General features: G+C 59.9%; 13 protein-coding genes. 5 read left to right on the top strand and 8 right to left on the bottom strand.

Annotated elements, in window-relative coordinates:
- The first annotated feature begins 214 nt into the window (after nt 1-214).
- The 4 genes from nirB to cobA are packed head-to-tail and all read left to right on the top strand — an operon-like array spanning nt 215 to nt 6,462.
- On the top strand, nt 215-2,668 hold the full coding sequence (gene nirB / locus K5E37_RS01955) for a nitrite reductase large subunit NirB (RefSeq protein ID WP_039770178.1): 2,454 nt from the start codon (nt 215-217) through the stop codon (nt 2,666-2,668).
- Nucleotides 2,665-2,982 carry a nitrite reductase small subunit NirD gene (gene nirD, locus K5E37_RS01950; protein ID WP_007951992.1) on the top strand — a complete coding sequence of 106 codons (318 nt, stop codon included), beginning with the start codon at nt 2,665-2,667 and terminating at the stop codon, nt 2,980-2,982. The genes nirB and nirD overlap by 4 nt, the downstream gene beginning before the upstream one ends.
- Nucleotides 2,982-5,696 (top strand): nitrate reductase, encoded by a 2,715-nt coding sequence (locus tag K5E37_RS01945; RefSeq protein WP_221532974.1) that lies wholly within the window; start codon nt 2,982-2,984, stop codon nt 5,694-5,696. Before nirD ends, K5E37_RS01945 begins: the two co-directional genes overlap by 1 nt.
- A gap of 13 nt (nt 5,697-5,709) precedes the next feature.
- Nucleotides 5,710-6,462 (top strand): uroporphyrinogen-III C-methyltransferase, encoded by a 753-nt coding sequence (gene cobA, locus K5E37_RS01940; RefSeq protein WP_221532973.1) that lies wholly within the window; start codon nt 5,710-5,712, stop codon nt 6,460-6,462.
- A 75-nt stretch (nt 6,463-6,537) separates the two neighbouring features.
- On the opposite strand, the gene K5E37_RS01935 is transcribed toward cobA, so the two are convergent.
- The 8 genes from K5E37_RS01935 to ppsA all read right to left on the bottom strand — a co-directional run bounded on the left by K5E37_RS01935 (nt 6,538) and on the right by ppsA (nt 14,701).
- Nucleotides 6,538-7,572: an OmpA family protein gene (locus tag K5E37_RS01935; RefSeq protein WP_221532972.1), complete on the bottom strand. Its 1,035-nt coding sequence runs from the start codon at nt 7,570-7,572 to the stop codon at nt 6,538-6,540.
- Between the two features lie 107 nt (nt 7,573-7,679).
- Entirely contained in the window at nt 7,680-8,270 is a 591-nt protein-coding gene (gene sigX, locus K5E37_RS01930; RefSeq protein WP_011333251.1) for an RNA polymerase sigma factor SigX, read from the bottom strand.
- A gap of 90 nt (nt 8,271-8,360) precedes the next feature.
- Complete coding sequence (locus tag K5E37_RS01925; protein WP_007951987.1) at nt 8,361-9,185, bottom strand: mechanosensitive ion channel family protein; 825 nt, start codon at nt 9,183-9,185, stop codon at nt 8,361-8,363.
- Nucleotides 9,186-9,187: 2 nt separating this feature from the next.
- Nucleotides 9,188-9,436 (bottom strand): hypothetical protein, encoded by a 249-nt coding sequence (locus K5E37_RS01920; protein WP_007951986.1) that lies wholly within the window; start codon nt 9,434-9,436, stop codon nt 9,188-9,190.
- Between the two features lie 63 nt (nt 9,437-9,499).
- On the bottom strand, nt 9,500-10,495 hold the full coding sequence (locus K5E37_RS01915) for a zinc transporter ZntB (protein ID WP_007951985.1): 996 nt from the start codon (nt 10,493-10,495) through the stop codon (nt 9,500-9,502).
- A 24-nt stretch (nt 10,496-10,519) separates the two neighbouring features.
- Nucleotides 10,520-11,011 carry a ribonuclease E activity regulator RraA gene (gene rraA, locus K5E37_RS01910; RefSeq protein WP_007951984.1) on the bottom strand — a complete coding sequence of 164 codons (492 nt, stop codon included), beginning with the start codon at nt 11,009-11,011 and terminating at the stop codon, nt 10,520-10,522.
- A gap of 226 nt (nt 11,012-11,237) precedes the next feature.
- Nucleotides 11,238-12,227, bottom strand: coding sequence for an alpha/beta fold hydrolase (locus K5E37_RS01905; RefSeq protein ID WP_085609042.1), 990 nt, complete (start codon nt 12,225-12,227; stop codon nt 11,238-11,240).
- A gap of 98 nt (nt 12,228-12,325) precedes the next feature.
- Complete coding sequence (gene ppsA / locus K5E37_RS01900; protein WP_221532971.1) at nt 12,326-14,701, bottom strand: phosphoenolpyruvate synthase; 2,376 nt, start codon at nt 14,699-14,701, stop codon at nt 12,326-12,328.
- Nucleotides 14,702-14,875: 174 nt separating this feature from the next.
- Here ppsA and K5E37_RS01895 point away from each other — a divergent pair, with 174 nt between their 5' ends.
- Complete coding sequence (locus K5E37_RS01895) at nt 14,876-15,694, top strand: pyruvate, water dikinase regulatory protein (protein WP_007951980.1); 819 nt, start codon at nt 14,876-14,878, stop codon at nt 15,692-15,694.
- Nucleotides 15,695-15,799: the final 105 nt, after the last annotated feature.

The raw sequence follows: 15,799 nt of genomic DNA, 5'->3' as shown, positions 1-15,799 counted from the left end.
CCCGCCGCGACTTGGCACAACCACTGCATTAACGTTTTCAACTGACATAAAGCCCGACCTTCAACGACGAAGGCCAGGCTTCCCGAGAGAACGGGACAAGGACAAAGGCGTCCTCGCTAGGTAACTGGCGGGACGCCTTTTTTGTTTGCGCCATTTTTGTCGAGCAAGGCCTGACTGCCCACAAGAGGCAAGCCCGATGCTCCCGGAGAACCTGATGAAAAAACTCAAACTGGTGATGATCGGCAACGGCATGGCCGGGGTTCGCACCCTGGAAGAACTGCTCAAGCTGAGCAACGAGCTGTACGACATCACGGTCTTCGGCGCCGAACCGCACACCAACTACAACCGCATCCTGTTGTCGCCGGTACTGGCTGGCGAACAGACCTTTGAAGAGATCGTGCTCAACGACCTCGACTGGTACCTGGAAAACAACATCAAACTGCTGCTCAACCGCAAAGTGGTGGAGATCGACCGGGTCAAACGCCGGGTGATCGCCGAAGACGGCACCGAGGCCGAATACGATCGCCTGCTGATCGCCACCGGCTCGACCCCGTTCATCCTGCCGATCCCCGGCAACACCTTGCAGGGCGTGATCGGTTACCGCGACATCGCCGACACCCAGGCCATGATCGACACCGCAAAAACCCACAAGCACGCCGTGGTGATCGGCGGCGGCCTGCTCGGCCTCGAAGCCGCCAACGGCCTGATGCTGCGCGGCATGCACGTCACCGTGGTGCACCTCGGTGAGTGGCTGCTGGAGCGGCAACTGGACAAGACCAGCGGCCAGCTCCTGCAAACCGCCCTCGAGTCCCGTGGCCTGCACTTTCGCCTGTGCGAACAGACCCACGCCCTGCACGACGCCGGCAACGGTCGCGTCGGCTCGGTGCAATTCAAGAACGGCGACATCATCCCTGCCGATCTGGTGGTCATGGCCGCCGGCATCCGCCCCAATACCGAACTCGCGGAAAAGGCCGGTATCCCGTGCAATCGCGGGATTCTGGTCAACGACACCCTGCAAACCTACGACCCGCGCATCTATGCCATCGGCGAGTGCGCGAGCCACCGTGGCATCGCCTACGGCCTTGTCGCGCCGCTGTTCGAACAGGCCAAGGTCTGTGCCAATCACCTGGCTCAACTGGGTTTCGCCCGCTATCAGGGCTCGGTGACGTCGACCAAATTGAAAGTCACCGGCATCGACCTGTTTTCCGCCGGCGACTTCATGGGCGGCGAAGGCACCGAGACCATCACCCTCTCCGACCCGATCGGCGGGGTGTACAAAAAACTGGTGATCAAGGATGACGTGCTGGTCGGCGCTTGTCTGTACGGCGATACGGCAGATGGCGGTTGGTATTTCCGGCAGATTCGTGAGAATCACGCCATCGGCGAGATCCGCGATCACTTGATGTTTGGCGAAAACGCCTTGGGCGATGTAGGACATCAAGGCCAGGACAAAGCCATGAGCATGGCCGACAACGCCGAAGTCTGCGGCTGCAACGGCGTGTGCAAGGGCACCATCGTCAAGGCGATTCAGGAACACGGCCTGTTCAGCGTCGACGAAGTGAAGAAACACACCAAGGCCGCCAGCTCCTGCGGCTCCTGCGCCGGACTGGTCGAGCAGATCCTGATCAACACCGTTGGCGGTGCAGCCGACGTCAAACCGAAAAGCGAAAAAGCCATCTGCGGTTGCAGCGACCTCAACCATGGCCAGATCCGCCAGGCGATTCGCGAACAGCATCTGCTGACCATCGCCGGCACCATGAGCTACCTCAACTGGCGCACCCCGAACGGCTGCGCTACCTGCCGCCCGGCCCTAAACTACTACCTGATTTCCACTTGGCCCGGCGAGGCCAAGGACGATCCGCAGTCGCGCCTGATCAACGAACGGGCCCACGCCAACATTCAGAAGGACGGCACCTATTCGGTGGTGCCACGGATGTGGGGCGGCGTGACCAACCCGTCGGAACTGCGGCGGATCGCCGACGTGGCGGACAAATATCAGGTGCCGATGGTCAAGGTCACCGGCGGCCAGCGCATCGACTTGCTGGGGATCAAGAAACAGGACCTGCCCGGTGTGTGGAAAGACCTCGACATGCCATCCGGCCACGCCTACGGCAAATCGATCCGCACCGTGAAAACCTGCGTCGGCAGCGAGTTCTGCCGCTTCGGCACGCAGAATTCGACCCAGTTGGGCATCGACCTCGAACATGACCTGTTCAACATGTGGTCGCCGCACAAAGTGAAGCTGGCGGTCTCCGGATGCCCACGCAACTGCTCGGAAGCGGGGATCAAGGACGTAGGAATCATCGGCGTCGATTCCGGCTGGGAGATGTACATCGGTGGCAACGGCGGGATCAAGACCGAAGTCGCCGAGTTCTTCGTCAAGCTCAAGACCGCCGAGGAAGTGCGCGAATACAACGGCGCGTTCCTGCAGCTGTACCGCGAAGAAGCCTTCTACCTCGAACGCACCGTGCACTACCTGCAACGGGTCGGCATGGAGCACATCAAGAAAGCCGTGCTGGAAGATCCCGAACGCCGCAAGGCCCTGAACGAGCGCCTGCAATTCTCCCTGTCGTTCGAACAGGACCCTTGGAAAGAGCGCCTCGCCCAGCCGCAACTGAAAAAAGAATTCGACGTGATCCCCGTGAAAAACCTGGAGGTGCCGGCATGAACTGGCTCGATATCTGTGCCCTGGAAGAGATCAACGCCCTCGGTTCGCGGATCATCGCCGGGCCCAAAGGTGACATCGCGATCTTTCGCACAAGCGACGACGAGGTTTTCGCACTCGATGACCGCTGCCCGCACAAGGGTGGCCCATTGTCCCAAGGCCTGATCTACGGCAAACGTGTCGCCTGCCCGTTGCACAACTGGCAGATCGACCTGCAATCCGGCGAAGCGCAGGCACCGGACGTCGGTTGCGCGCACCATCACCCGGCCCGGGTCGAGAACGGCCGCGTGCAACTGGCCCTGCGGGACGCCGTCTGATGAACCGCCAGACGACCGCCTCGACCTGCTGTTATTGCGGGGTCGGCTGCGGCGTGCTGATCGAGCATGACGGCGAGCGCATTCTCGGCGTCAGTGGCGATCCGGCGCATCCGGCCAACTTCGGCAAACTGTGCAGCAAAGGCTCGACCCTGCACCTGACCGGCGACCTGGCGGCCCGGGCGTTGTACCCGGAATTGCGCCTGGGCAAAGGCCTGGCGCGCAGTCGCTGCGACTGGAGCACCGCGCTGGATCACGCCACCAACGTGTTCGCCGATACCATCGCCGAACACGGCCCGGATAGCGTGGCGTTCTATATCTCCGGGCAGTTGCTGACCGAGGATTACTACGCCTTCAACAAACTGGCGCGGGCGCTGGTCGGCACCAATAACATCGACAGCAATTCGCGGCTGTGCATGTCTTCGGCGGTGGTGGGTTACAAACGCAGCCTCGGCGCCGACGCACCACCGTGCAACTACGAAGACCTGGAGTTGAGCGATTGCGTGGTGATCGTCGGCAGTAACATGGCCTACGCACATCCGGTACTTTTTCGCCGTCTCGAAGAAGCCAAATCTCACCGCCCGCAGATGAAAGTCGTCGTTATCGATCCACGGCGCACCGACACCTGCGATCTGGCGGACCTGCACCTGGCGATACTGCCGGGCACCGATGTCGCTTTGTTCCATGGGATTTTGCATCTGCTGTTGTGGGAAGACTGGATCGACCGCGACTTCATCAAGGCCCACACCGAAGGCCTCGCCGAGCTGAAAAGCCTGGTGCGCGATTACACCCCGGCGATGGTTTCGCAGCTGTGCGGGATCAGCGTCGAGCAGTTGCAGCAATGCGCCGAATGGATCGGCACCGCGCCGAGTTTTCTGTCGCTGTGGTGCATGGGCCTGAACCAGTCAACCGCCGGCAGCGCGAAGAACAGCGCGCTGATCAATCTGCACCTGGCCACCGGGCAAATCGGCCGGCCGGGTGCAGGACCTTTCTCCCTGACCGGTCAGCCGAATGCCATGGGCGGGCGCGAAACCGGCAGCCTTTCCAATCTGTTGCCCGGTCACCGTGAAGTCGCCAATCCAGAGCACCGCGCTGAAGTGGCGGCGTATTGGGGTGTGGATAAACTGCCGGAAAATACCGGTCTCAGCGCCATCGAACTGTTTGAACAGGTGCGCAACGGCAAGATCAAGGCGTTGTGGATTGCCTGCACCAACCCCGCACAATCGATGCCGGACCAGAACGCCGTCCGCGCCGCGCTGGAAGCCTGTCCGTTCGTGGTGTTGCAGGAAGCGTTTCGCACCACCGAAACCGCAGCGTTTGCCGATCTGCTGCTGCCGGCGGCCAGTTGGGGCGAGAAGGAAGGCTCGGTAACCAACTCCGAACGGCGGATTTCCCACGTCCGCCAGGCCATTGCCGCACCGGGTGAAGCACGACCGGACTGGGCGATCACCGTAGATTTCGCACAACGCCTGGAGAAGCGTCTGCGCCCGCAGCAGCCGGGGCTGTTTGCGTTCGAACAACCGGCGCAGCTGTTTGACGAATACAAACAACTGACCCGTGGCCGCGATCTGGATTTGTCCGGGATCAGCCATGGGTTGATTGATGAACTGGGGCCACAACAATGGCCCTTTCCCGCTGGTGCCCGCCAAGGTACAGCCCGGCTGTATGGCGACGGAATCTTTCCTACACCGAACGGGCGCGCGCAGTTCGTTGCCGATCCCTATCGCGCCGCCAAAGAACAACGCGACGCGCGTTTTCCCCTGACCCTGATCACCGGTCGCCTGCGTGATCAATGGCACGGTATGAGCCGCACCGGCACGGCGGCGCAGTTATTCGGTCATGTCAGCGAAGCAGTGTTGAGTCTGCATCCTGACGAGTTGCGGCGTCACCGCTTGCAGCCGGGGGATCTGGTGAATCTGAAAAGTCGTCGAGGCGCAGTGATCGTGGCGGTCGCCAGCGATGACAGCGTGCGTCCGGGCCAGGCGTTCCTGCCGATGCACTGGGGCGATCGTTTCCTCAAGGGCGGCGTGAACAGCCTGACCCTGCCCGCCTTCGATCCTTTGTCGAAACAGCCGGAACTCAAGCACAGCGGTGTGCGGCTAGAACCGGTGGATTTGCCATGGCAACTGTTCGCACTGATCGAGGGCGATGTTCAACGGCATTTCGAGGCGCTTCGACCGCTCTGTGAGGCGTTTTCCTACGCAAGTTTCAGCCTTGTCGGACGTGAACGGCCTGCGCTGCTGATACGCGCAGCCAGCGCCGTGGCGCCGGAGCCGCAATTGCTGCGTGAAATCGACCAGTGCCTGGCCCTGATCGACGGGCCGGTGCTGGCTTATGACGATCCTCGCCGCGCCATCGGCAAACGGGTACGGATTGAAAACGGACGAATCACCGCGATCCGTCTGGCCGGTGAAACCCTTGCCCAACACTGGTTGCAAGGCCTGTGGCTGGAGGGTCGTGCCGACGAACAACTGCGGCGCTGGCTGCTGGCACCGATGAGTGCGCCGCCGGGCAATGCAGGTGCGCAGGTTGTGGCGGACAAAACCCTGTGCAACTGCAAGAACGTCGGCCACAGCGCGGTTTGCGCCGGTATTCGTGAAGGTCTTGATCTACAGGGTTTGAAAAACAAGTTGGGGTGCGGCACGCAATGCGGTTCCTGCGTCCCGGAAATCAAGCGTTTGCTGGCCGCCGAAGTGCGTCCGGTTGCCGTCATCTGAAGAGGAAAACACCATGAACGCGAAAGTCTGGCTGGTGGGCGCGGGCCCCGGTGATCCTGAATTGCTGACGCTCAAAGCGGCGCGTGCCTTGCGCGAGGCCGAGGTGGTGCTGATCGACGATCTGGTCAATGAGGCGGTACTTGAGCACTGCCCTGCTGCGCGGATTATCGCGGTCGGCAAACGCGGCGGCTGCCGCTCGACGCCCCAGGCGTTCATCCATCGGCTGATGCTGCGTTATGCCCGTCAGGGTAAATGCGTGGTGCGGCTCAAGGGTGGCGATCCGTGCATTTTCGGGCGTGGGGGTGAGGAAGCGCAGTGGTTGCGCGAGCGCGGGGTCGAGGTGGAATTGGTCAATGGCATCACCGCCGGACTGGCCGGCGCGACCCAGTGTGATATTCCACTGACGTTGCGCGGCGTGGCCCGAGGCGTGACGCTAGTCACGGCTCATACCCAGGACGATAGCCAGTTGAACTGGCGGGCGCTGGCGCAAGGCGGGACGACGCTGGTGATTTACATGGGGGTGGCGAAGCTCGGCGAGATTCGCGAGCAACTGCTGGCGGGCGGCATGGCGGCGAATACGCCGGTGGCGATGATCGAGAATGCTTCATTGCCAGAACAACGCGAATGTCGCAGCAATCTGACAGCGATGGAAGACGATGCCCTTGGTTTCCAGCTCAAAAGCCCTGCGATTCTGGTCATAGGTGCCGTCGCAGCGGCTGCGTCCCAGGTCGATTCGATTCACTGGCCAGCCGACCGATTGGCCTGAAAATCCCCGATTTCACCAAATCGCAGGCAAAGAAAAGCCCGGCCTAAGCCGGGCTTTTCTCGGAGCGGCAGCTAATTACTTAGCTTGAGCTTCAACCTGCGCTTCTACGCGACGGTTAACAGCACGGCCAGCGTCAGTTTTGTTGTCAGCAACTGGGCGGGTTTCGCCGTAGCCAACAGACTGAACGCGGGACGATTCAACACCGTACTGGTTGGTCAGAACTTGCTTAACGGCGTTTGCACGACGCTCGGACAGTTTCTGGTTGTAAGCGTCAGGACCGACGTTGTCAGTGTGACCTTCAACAGTAGTGGTGGTGGATGGGTACTGCTTCATGAAGTCAGCCAGGTTCTTGATGTCGCCGTAGCTGTTTGGCTTCACAACCGACTTGTCGAAGTCGAACTTGACGTCCAGCTCAACACGAACAACTTCAGCAACTGCAGGGCAGCCATCAGCGTCAACAGTTACGTTGGCTGGGGTGTCCGGGCACTTGTCAACGTTGTCGCAAACGCCGTCGTTGTCGCTGTCGGAGCAGACTTCAGCTGGTGCTGGAAGTGGAGCAGCAGCAGGCTTGGAGCCGCCACCGAAGTTCACACCGATACCGACGCTAGGAGCCCACTCGGTGTCGCCCTGGTCGATGTTGTACTGAGCTTCAACGCCAGCACGGGCGTAGAAGTTGTCGGTGAAGTACAGCTTGGCACCAGCGCCCAGGTTGGCGAAGGTGGAACGGTTACGACCGTTCGAGCCGTTCTGGTCGATGCTCTGGTCGGAGAAACCGGCCGAGACGTATGGACGCAGCATGTCGCCTGGGTTGTTGAAGTGGTACAGAGCGTCCAGAGCGGTGTTAGCGCCTTTGACGTTCTTGCCATCGTCGGCACGCACGTTGTGCACTTCGTCGTAGCCCAGACGCAGTTCAACGTCGTCGGTCAGGAAGTAACCGATCGAACCGCCGAACAGGTTGCCGTTGTTCTTGAAGTTACGAGCGCTGTCGAATTGTTCTTTCTTTGCGAAGCCTTCGATTTCAACTGCGCCTTGGCCTTGTGCCAGAGCGCCGAAAGAAGTGGCGGCAATCAAAGAACCAATGGCCAAGCCCAAGGTGTTTTTCAGTTTCATCCGTTAAATCCCCATCTGGTGATTGTGAAGCAGTCCCGCAAACCGGGGGACAACTCGGCGGCAAGTCTATCAGAACTTGCCTACACGTAAGAGATATTTGCGCCGAACTAAGTTTCAGCAATGCCTGCAAATTTCTCACGCAATTTATCAAGAGCGCGTTTGTAACGCATTTTTGTCGCACTCAAACCCATGTGCATGATGTCTGCGATCTCCTGAAATTCCAGCTCTGCGACAAATCGTAGCACCAGAATTTCCCGGTCAATCGGGTTCACATACACCAGCCAGCGATCCAGTCCGCCCTTCTCCTCGGGTTTCGGCGCCTTTTCTTCGGACGCTTCCTCGAGGGGGTCAAGACTCAGTGCGTCCATCAAGCGACGCTTTCGCCGTTCCTTCCGATACTGCGTGATGCATTCGTTGTAAGTGATGCTATATAGCCACGTCTTGAACTTCGATTTCCCCTCGAAGTTCTTCAGGCCGTACAGCACCTTCAACATCACTTCCTGACAGACATCGTCTGCGTCGCGATCGTTCCCAAGATATCGCGCACAAACGTTAAATAATGTGCGCTGGTAACGCCGCATCAATTCTTCATACGCGCGCGTCACGTGAAAAAGCTCGGTATGCGAGCGCGCGACCAACTCCTCATCAGAGAGCTCGCGGGGGTCGTAGCGCGTGGATAGCGTTTGGGCTTTATTCAAAACAAGTCGTGCCGACAGTCAGGTCAATGTCCACCGCAGCCAGCGACAGCTGGCATTTTGCGGCGGCATACATTAGCAGGGTTTGCCGGGTTAGCGGCTACTCACATGCTGCTCCAGCAGGATCCGATTGGAGAGAGAGACTAGCTCACCCTCATCGGTCAGCAATGTGGTCTTAACCGTGCCGATCTCTTCGATCTGGCCTTCGACCTCGCCAATACGCACTTGTTGCCCAACCTGATACAACTCACGCACATAGATTCCCGCAAGAATCTGACCGGCAATTTCCCGGCTTCCCAAACCCATGGCCAGCGCAACCGCCAGACCAACGGTAATCAATACGATGACGATCACATGGTTCAGCAGGTCGGTCTTGACCTCCAACTGACTGATCGCGACCGAAATGCTGATGATGATCACCAGGCCCTGGGCAATTCGCCCAAGTCCTGAAGCGTAGTCCAGGCCTACGCCTTCTGCCGCCCCGCGAACCAGGCCATTGGCCAGTTGTGCGAGCAGCACACCCACCAACAACACCAGCGCGGCACCGAACACTTTCGGCAAATACAGCGCGAGCATGTCAAGCGTAGCTGAAACTCGCTCAAGTCCAAGGGATTCTGCTGCCGAAACCAGGAAAATCAGCAGAACGAACCAATAGACGATCTTGCCGATCAGGGTCGAGATCGGCACTTGCAGTCCCGCGCGGGACATCAATTTGGTCAGGCCGGTGCCGCCCATCAGGCGATCGAGGCCCAGTTTGGCCAGCAGTTTGGACAGCAAGGTGTCCAGCAGCTTGGCCACGACAAAACCCAACAGCAGCACAACCAGTGCGCCGAACAGGTTCGGAATGAAGTTAGCGACTTTGGTCCACAACGCAGTCATTGCAGTGACGAGGCTCTGAGTCCAGAGATCAAGTTCCATATTCAATCAGCCTTATCAGCAGTGCGAGCGGTAGGTTTACGAAGACGGGAGACCGGCGCGACATGGGCCGAGCCGTTATTCAGAGCGATCATCAGCGCGGGCAGCCAGCGGCCCAGCAGGCTGAACAGATCGCCGGCGCCAACCTGGCGGTTGGCGGTTTTGAGTACGCGGCCCAGACAGGCATCGTCGTCGCGGCTGGACGGCGAGGCGTTGAGCATGTCGCGCAAAGACTGTTCAAACGGATCGTGCATACGCACCTCTCGTGATGTCTGTGAAAGACGCGGGCAAATTTGGTCGGGTCACATGGCGCATCTTCATACCCAGCGCAAACGGCGGAACAACCACCATTGTCCGAACGCCAGGGCGAGCACCGTCAGGCAGGCGATCAGGAAACCATAAGGGCTGCTCGCGAACGGAATGCCGCCGACATTGATGCCCAGCAGACCGGTCAGAAAACTCATCGGCAAAAAGATGCAGGTGATGATCCCGAAGCGATACATCGTGCGATTCATGCGCACGCTCAATCGCCGGTCTTCGGCCTCCAGCACAAGCCCCACGCGCTCTCGGGTCAATTCGAGCTCTTCGAGATAACGGGTCAGGCTGTTGTTCAATTCGTTCCAGTAGTCGGCATCGTCATCGACGAACCATGGCAGTTTTATCCGCGTCAGCTGTCCGAAAATATCCCGCTGCGGTGCCAGAAAACGCTTCAGTCCGGCAGCCCGGCGACGGATGTGCAAAATGGCGCCATGCTCGGGGGTATACCGTTCGTCGGCATCCAGTTTTTCTTCCTCTTCATCGACCACTTCGGAGAGGCAAGTCACCAGATCCTGCACCTTGTTGGTGAGGAATTGCGCCAGATAAAGCATCAGTTCGGACGAGGTTTTCGGCCCTTTGCCCTCGCCCAGCATCACCAGCAACTCGTCGGTGGCGCGCAATGGACGCAAGCGCAGGGAAATCACCCGCTGGGCCGAAGCGAAAATCCGCACCGACACCATGTCTTCCGGCTCGGCACCGGGGTTGAGATTGACCCCGCGCAAAAACAGCAGCAGTTCGGAATCCGGCAGCGGCAACAGGCGTGGGCGGGTGTTTTCTTCCAGCAGCAGATCGCAGGTGAACTCGTTGAGCCCACTGGATTTGCGCAGCCAGGTCTGGGTCTGCGGGTGACTGCGATCCCAGTGCAACCACAGGCTTTCATGAGCCTGCAGTTGCAGATCGTCGAGATCAGTCCGGGCTATCGAACGCGCACCGCCTTTACCGTCCAGCACCAGGGCATGCACCAGCCCCCATTGCGCGTTTTCTTCCTCGAACATCCTCACCCCTGTGGTTACCGCGATTTATTCAGGCATTTTCAGCGGGCTTGGCGAGATGATCACGCCATTGTTGTCCGCATAGATGTACTGGCCGGGATGGAAAGTGACACCCGCGAAGGTCACCGGCACGTTGAGGTCGCCGATACCGCGCTTGTCGGTCTTCATCGGGTGGCTGGCCAGGGCCTGTACGCCAAGATCAGTCTGGGCGATGACGTCGACATCACGGATGCAGCCGTAGATGACCAGCCCTTCCCAACCGTTTTTCGAGGCCTTCTCGGCGAGCATGTCACCCAGCAGCGCGCGACGCAGGGAACCGCCACCATCAACCACCAGCACCTTGCCATTACCCTTGAGCTCGACCTGCTCCTTGACCAGCGAGTTGTCTTCGAAGCACTTGATGGTCACGATCTCGCCGCCGAACGAATCACGGCCGCCGAAATTGCTGAACATCGGGTCCAGCACCTGAACCAGCTCCGGATAGGCGTCGCACAGGTCAGGCGTAAGGTAATGGTTCATCGAATAACTCCTGTAACAAGGAAGACGATCAAGGATGTCGCACTCTTTTGAAACGAGTTCCGGCGGTCGCTGTTTACCTTAGCCCATGTCATGGTCGCTGAACGAACCTGAACACAAGCTGAAACGTAATAGCGAAACAGTCACTAAATATGACCAGAACCGTCCAATGCGTCATATCTTAGCCGCAAGCCGACTCGAACGAAATGCCCTTTTCAGGGCGCCGCGTTCAGACCGCTGCCGCCAGATCCGGCTTCTCGCCGAGCAACGGCGTGTGCTGATCCGCCAGCCAACGCGCCACCAGCGGCCAGACCTCAGCCTGCGCCGCCTTGCTGACCAGCATCTCGACATGCCCGAACTGATCGTTGAAACCCTGCTCACGGCCCAGGTTGATGAACTGCTTGTGCTCGGAACCAATCTGTTCGAACAGCTTCTGGCACGCCCAAGCCGGATCCTGATGATCCCCCGCCGCGCTCACTGCCAGCACCGGTATCTGCACATCGGCAAGGCCTGCCCACCAATCCTTGTCCTTGTCGCCGAAACGGCCGAACAATCCGTACCAGCGCATGCTTTCCAGCGCCAGGCCGATCGGCTCGTCCTCGGGGCCGCGCTTGAGCCGCGAGCCGGACAACTGGGCAAAACGCTTGAGAATGAAGCGCCCGCTCCACTCCACCGGCGGAATCTTCAGCGGCCAGTACGTGCGACTGACCTGGGTGCCGAAAAACGCGGCCGAGGCCACCGCTGGCTCACCAAGGTATTCGCCGCCCAGCGCAGCCGCCAACGTGATGCCACCCAGCGAGTGGCCGATCCAGTGCGGAATCTGCCCGCTCTGCTCACGCACGAACGCGGCAATGGCCGGCAGATCGTAACGGGCATAGTCGGCGACGCGGTTGCGGCGGTAGTCCTCGTTGCGCTGGGACAAGCCGTGGCCGCGCATTTCCGGGATCCACACATCGAAGCCCAGACGCGTCAGATACGCGCCCAGGCCAAGGCCCTTCGGCGAAAACCAGAAGCGCCGGTTGGAAAAACTGCCGTGCAGCAAGATCACCGGCACGCCGCGCGACGCCGGCTCATCCGCCATGCCGAGACGGGTTACCGCGATTTCCACGGACCAGTCAGGGCTGTTGCCCGGTTTCAAACGGTAAACGTCTTCGCTCAGATCACCGCGTCGTTCGGCGCTGATCAGGGCGACAGGAAATAGGTTGCTGCTGCTTTGCATAATGCTCTTGCACAAAAAAGGGCGGCATCCGGAGAGCTCGCCCTACTTCAATCTTAAAGCCCCGACCCGGTTCAACGGGCCGAGGCTTCATTCACGGCTTATTCCGCCGCCTGGCCTTCGGCAAGGAAGAACCAGGTTTCCAGCACGGTGTCCGGGTTCAGCGACACGCTTTCGATGCCCTGCTCCATCAGCCACTTGGCCAGGTCCGGGTGGTCCGAAGGGCCCTGACCGCAGATGCCGATGTATTTGCCGGCCTTGTTGCACGCGGCAATCGCGTTGGCCAACAGCTTCTTGACCGCCGGATTACGCTCGTCGAACAGGTGCGCGATGATCCCGGAGTCACGGTCCAGACCCAGTGTCAGCTGAGTCAGGTCGTTGGAACCGATCGAGAAACCGTCGAAGAATTCGAGGAATTCTTCAGCCAGGATCGCGTTGGATGGCAGTTCGCACATCATGATCACGCGCAGACCGTTGTCGCCACGTGCCAGGCCGTTTTCGGCGAGCAGATCCACCACCTGGCTGGCTTCGCCGAGGGTACGGACGAACGGCACCATGATTTCGACGTTGGTCAGGCCCATCTCGTTGCGCACGCGCTTCAGCGCACGGCACTCGAGTTCGAAGCAGTCACGGAACGATTCGCTGATGTAACGCGAAGCGCCACGGAAGCCCAGCATCGGGTTTTCTTCTTCCGGCTCATAGAGTTTGCCCCCGATCAGGTTGGCGTATTCGTTGGACTTGAAGTCCGACAGACGCACGATGACCTTCTTCGGTGCGAACGCAGCGGCCAGGGTGCTGATGCCTTCAACCAGTTTCTCGACATAGAAGCCGACCGGATCGTCGTAACCGGCGATGCGCTTGTCGACGCTTTCCTTGATGTCCTGCGGCAGGCCGTCGTAGTTCAACAGCGCTTTCGGGTGCACGCCGATCATGCGGTTGATGATGAATTCCAGACGGGCCAGGCCCACACCGGCGTTCGGCAGCTGCGCGAAGTCGAAGGCGCGGTCCGGGTTGCCGACGTTCATCATGATCTTGAACGGCAGCTCCGGCATGGCGTCGACGGAGTTCTTCTTGATGTCGAAGCCCAGCTCGCCTTCGAAGATGTAGCCGGTGTCGCCTTCGGCGCAGGACACGGTCACACCCTGGCCATCCTTCAGCAGTTGGGTGGCGTTGCCGCAACCGACGACCGCAGGAATACCCAGCTCACGGGCGATGATCGCCGCGTGGCAGGTACGGCCGCCACGATTGGTGACGATGGCGCTGGCGCGCTTCATTACCGGTTCCCAGTCCGGGTCGGTCATGTCGGAGACCAGCACGTCGCCCGGCTGGACCTTGTCCATCTCGGACACGTCCTTGATGATCCGCACCTTGCCGGCGCCGATGCGCTGGCCAATGGCACGGCCTTCCACCAGCACGGTGCCGGTTTCTTTCAGCAGGTAACGTTCCATGACGTTGGCCTGGGTGCGGCTCTTCACGGTTTCCGGACGGGCCTGCACGATGTACAGCTTGCCGTCGTCACCGTCCTTGGCCCACTCGATGTCCATCGGGCAGCCGTAGTGCTTCTCGATGATCATCGCCTGCTTGGCCAGCTCGCTGACTTCAGCGTCGGTCAGGCAGAAACGCGTGCGTTCGGCCTTGTCGACATCAACGGTTTTCACGGAACGACCGGCCTTGGCCTCGTCGCCGTAGATCATCTTGATGGCCTTGCTGCCCAGGTTGCGGCGCAGGATTGCCGGACGACCGGCTGCCAGCGTGCCCTTGTGGACATAGAATTCGTCCGGGTTCACCGCGCCTTGTACGACGGTTTCGCCCAGGCCGTAGGCGCCGGTGATGAACACAACGTCACGGAAGCCGGATTCGGTATCGAGGGTGAACATCACACCGGCGGTGCCGGTTTCCGAACGCACCATGCGCTGCACGCCGGCCGACAGGGCGACCAGTTTGTGGTCGAAGCCCTGGTGCACGCGGTAGGAAATGGCACGGTCGTTGAACAGGGAAGCGAACACTTCCTTGGCCGCGCGGATGACGTTTTCCACGCCACGGATGTTCAGGAAGGTTTCCTGCTGACCGGCGAACGAAGCGTCCGGCAAGTCTTCGGCGGTGGCGGAGGAACGCACGGCCACGGCCACGTCAGGATTACCGGCCGACAGCGCGGCGAACGCGGTGCGGATCTCGGTGTTCAGTTTTTCAGGGAATTCGGCTTCCATGATCCATTGGCGGATCTGGGCACCGGTCTTGGCCAGGGCATTGACGTCATCGACGTCCAGCGCATCGAGGGCCTTGTGGATCTGATCGTTCAGACCGCTCAGTTCCAGGAAGTCGCGATAGGCTTGCGCCGTGGTGGCGAAGCCGCCGGGGACCGAAACACCGGCACCGGCCAGGTTACTGATCATCTCGCCCAGGGATGCGTTCTTGCCCCCCACATGCTCAACATCGTGTTTGCCGAGCTTATCGAGGGAAACTACGTACTCTACCAAGGTGATCTCTCCACTAACTGTGTTGGAAAAGCTCAGAAACCGGCGGCTCGGGGGAGCGTTGGCCGGCTGTATGGCCTGGACCTGGAAAATAAGTGAGAATGCGGGCCAATGGCGGCCGGCAAATCGCGCCTATCATATCCAGAAATACTCATTAGCTTAAGGCCCAAGGTGCAAATGAAACGATCTGCTTTCTTTATCTCCGATGGCACCGGCATCACCGCCGAAACCCTGGGTCAAAGCCTTCTGGCGCAGTTCGAAAACATTACCTTCAGCAAATTCACGCGGCCGTACATCGACAGCGTTGAAAAAGCGCGGGCCATGGTACAACAAATCAACAAAGCCGCTGAAACCGACGGTTTCCGGCCGATCATCTTCGACACCATCGTCAATCAGGACATTCGTGAGATTCTCGCAACCTCCAATGGTTTCATGATCGACATTTTCTCGACGTTCCTTGCCCCTCTCGAACAGGAACTGACCGAGCATTCTTCCTACACCGTCGGCAAATCCCACTCCATCGGTCACAACTCCAATTACATGGAGCGGATCGAGGCGGTGAACTTCGCCCTCGACAACGACGACGGCGCCCGCACGCACTATTACGACAAGGCCGACCTGATACTAGTGGGCGTGTCGCGTTGTGGTAAGACGCCGACGTGCCTGTACATGGCGATGCAGTTCGGCATCCGTGCGGCCAACTACCCGCTGACCGAAGACGACATGGAACGCCTGCAACTGCCGGCCGCCCTGCGCGCCCACCAGCACAAGCTGTTCGGCCTGACCATCGATCCGGACCGCCTTACCGCGATCCGCAACGAACGCAAGCCCAACAGCCGCTATTCGAGCTACGCCCAGTGCGAGTTCGAAGTGCGCGAGGTGGAAAACCTGTTCCGCCGCGAGAACATCCCGAACATCAACTCCACGCATTTCTCGGTAGAAGAAATCTCCGCGAAGATCCTCGTGGAAAAAGGCGTCGAGCGGCGCTTCAAATAGATTCTCGGCGCCTGATCTATCGCTATCGCGAGCAGGCTCGCTCCCACAGGAGGTTTGCATTCAAAATGTGGGAGCGAGCCTGCTCGCGATTGAACGATAACGCGG

The sequence above is a fragment of the Pseudomonas sp. RIT778 genome, assembly GCF_019718735.1.
GTDB classification, from domain to species: Bacteria; Pseudomonadota; Gammaproteobacteria; order Pseudomonadales; family Pseudomonadaceae; genus Aquipseudomonas; species Aquipseudomonas aphyarum.
The sequence above is the reverse complement of the archived record's forward strand: the minus strand, read 5'-3'. Positions and strand labels throughout refer to the sequence as shown.

Coding starts and splice junctions, on each gene's coding strand:
- nirB (WP_039770178.1), top strand. CDS start 215: ATGAAAAAACTCAAACTGGTGATGATCGGCAACGGCATGGCCGGGGTT.
- nirD (WP_007951992.1), top strand. CDS start 2,665: ATGAACTGGCTCGATATCTGTGCCCTGGAAGAGATCAACGCCCTCGGT.
- K5E37_RS01945 (WP_221532974.1), top strand. CDS start 2,982: ATGAACCGCCAGACGACCGCCTCGACCTGCTGTTATTGCGGGGTCGGC.
- cobA (WP_221532973.1), top strand. CDS start 5,710: ATGAACGCGAAAGTCTGGCTGGTGGGCGCGGGCCCCGGTGATCCTGAA.
- K5E37_RS01935 (WP_221532972.1), bottom strand. CDS start 7,572: ATGAAACTGAAAAACACCTTGGGCTTGGCCATTGGTTCTTTGATTGCC.
- K5E37_RS01925 (WP_007951987.1), bottom strand. CDS start 9,185: ATGGAACTTGATCTCTGGACTCAGAGCCTCGTCACTGCAATGACTGCG.
- K5E37_RS01920 (WP_007951986.1), bottom strand. CDS start 9,436: ATGCACGATCCGTTTGAACAGTCTTTGCGCGACATGCTCAACGCCTCG.
- K5E37_RS01915 (WP_007951985.1), bottom strand. CDS start 10,495: ATGTTCGAGGAAGAAAACGCGCAATGGGGGCTGGTGCATGCCCTGGTG.
- rraA (WP_007951984.1), bottom strand. CDS start 11,011: ATGAACCATTACCTTACGCCTGACCTGTGCGACGCCTATCCGGAGCTG.
- K5E37_RS01905 (WP_085609042.1), bottom strand. CDS start 12,227: ATGCAAAGCAGCAGCAACCTATTTCCTGTCGCCCTGATCAGCGCCGAA.
- K5E37_RS01895 (WP_007951980.1), top strand. CDS start 14,876: ATGAAACGATCTGCTTTCTTTATCTCCGATGGCACCGGCATCACCGCC.